The following is a 1,666-nucleotide window of genomic DNA, read 5'->3' as shown; positions in this document are numbered from 1 at the left end:
ATAGTATCGTTGCATTTGTACCTCAATCTCACCAGGGTAAGTTTGCATCATCTATCAGTTCATCCATCTACCCCTCTAGTGTATAGCTATCATTGGCAGTATTACACCTTATTTAATCCACGATCCTAAGTTAATATTCAGAGTTTCCGCATTGCTGTAGGTAATACTTCCAGCCATATCTAAACCAGTTACATTGGTGCTGGTTAATATGCCTGTATTATCGTTGGTATCACTAGCATCATTAACAGTGATGGTATCAGTCCCCGCATCCCCACTAATTGTTAATGAAGCAGCAATATTATCTACTGTGTTGCTGTCGTTGCCAACTGTGATGGTATCGTCTTCTGTACCCGAATTTACTGTTGTTGCACCACTGATGGTCTTAATGCGGACTGTATCAGCACCTGCATTAGTATTCAGATTGGTTTGTCCAGTCTGGGTACTGTTAATGGTGAAGTTGTCTGCACCTGAACCTAAGTTGATATTCAGAATTTCCCCATTGCTGTAGGTAATACTTCCAGCCATATCTAAACCAGTCACATTGGTGTTAGTTAATATGCCTGTATTATCGTTGGTATCACTAGCATCATTAACAGTGATGGTATCAGTCCCCGCATCCCCACTAATTGTTAATGAAGCAGCAATATTATCTACTGTGTTGCTGTCGTTATAAATCTGGATATTATCGTCTTCTGTACCTGAACTCACTGTTGTTGCGGCATTAATAGACTTGATGCGAATACTATCTTGTCCAGCAACAGTATCAATGTTAGTCGTAGCGCGAGTTGCATTGACTATTAGGTTATCATTACCATCGCCACTGTTAACTGATAATATACCACTCGCGTCATTAATCGTTACCGTATCTGCACCTGCATTAGTATTCAGATTGGTTTGATTTGTGTGAGTGCTGTTAATGGTGAAGTTGTCTGCACCTGAACCTAAGTTAATATTCAGAATTTCCCCATTGCTGTAGATAATACTTCCAGCCATATCTAAACCAGTCACACTGGTGTTAGTTAATATGCCTGTATTATCGTTGGTATCACTAGCATCATTAACAGTGATGGTATCAGTTCCCGCATCTCCACTAACTGTTAATGAAGCAGCAATATTATCTACTGTGTTGCTGTCGTTATAAATCTGGATATTATCGTCTTCTGTACCTGTGGAAACGTTGGTTGCACCAGTAATAGTCTTAATGCGGACTGTATCAGCGCCCGCATTAGTATTCAAGTTGGTTTGATTTGTGTGGGTGCTGTTAATGGTGAAGTTGTCTGCACCTGAACCTAAGTTGATATTCAGAGTTTCCGCATTGCTGTAGGTAATACTTCCAGCCATATCTAAACCAGTTACATTGGTGCTGGTTAATATGCCTGTATTATCGTTGGTATCACTAGCATCATTAACAGTGATGGTATCAGTCCCCGCATCCCCACTAATTGTTAATGAAGCAGCAATATTATCTACTGTGTTGCTGTCGTTATAAATCTGGATATTATCGTCTTCTGTACCTGAACTCACTGTTGTCGCGGCATTAATAGACTTGATGCGAATGCTATCTTGTCCAGCAACAGTATTAATGTTAGTTGTAGCGTGAGTTGCATTGACCGTTAGGTTATCATTACCATCGCCACTGTTAACTGATAATATACCACTCGCGTCA

1 protein-coding gene is annotated in these 1,666 nt (G+C 40.2%); it reads right to left on the bottom strand.

Annotated elements, in window-relative coordinates; genetic code table 11:
• Positions 1–108: 108 nt before the first annotated feature.
• Positions 109–1,666, bottom strand: a 1,558-nt coding sequence (locus IQ228_RS25820) for a hypothetical protein (protein ID WP_193964977.1), incomplete at its 5' end; no start/stop codon positions are given.

Origin of the sequence: Dolichospermum sp. LEGE 00246, assembly GCF_015207865.1 — a bacterium.
Taxonomy (GTDB): Bacteria; Cyanobacteriota; Cyanobacteriia; order Cyanobacteriales; family Nostocaceae; genus Dolichospermum; species Dolichospermum heterosporum.
Note: the sequence above shows the minus strand (reverse complement) of the source record. Positions and strands in the feature narration are given on the sequence as shown.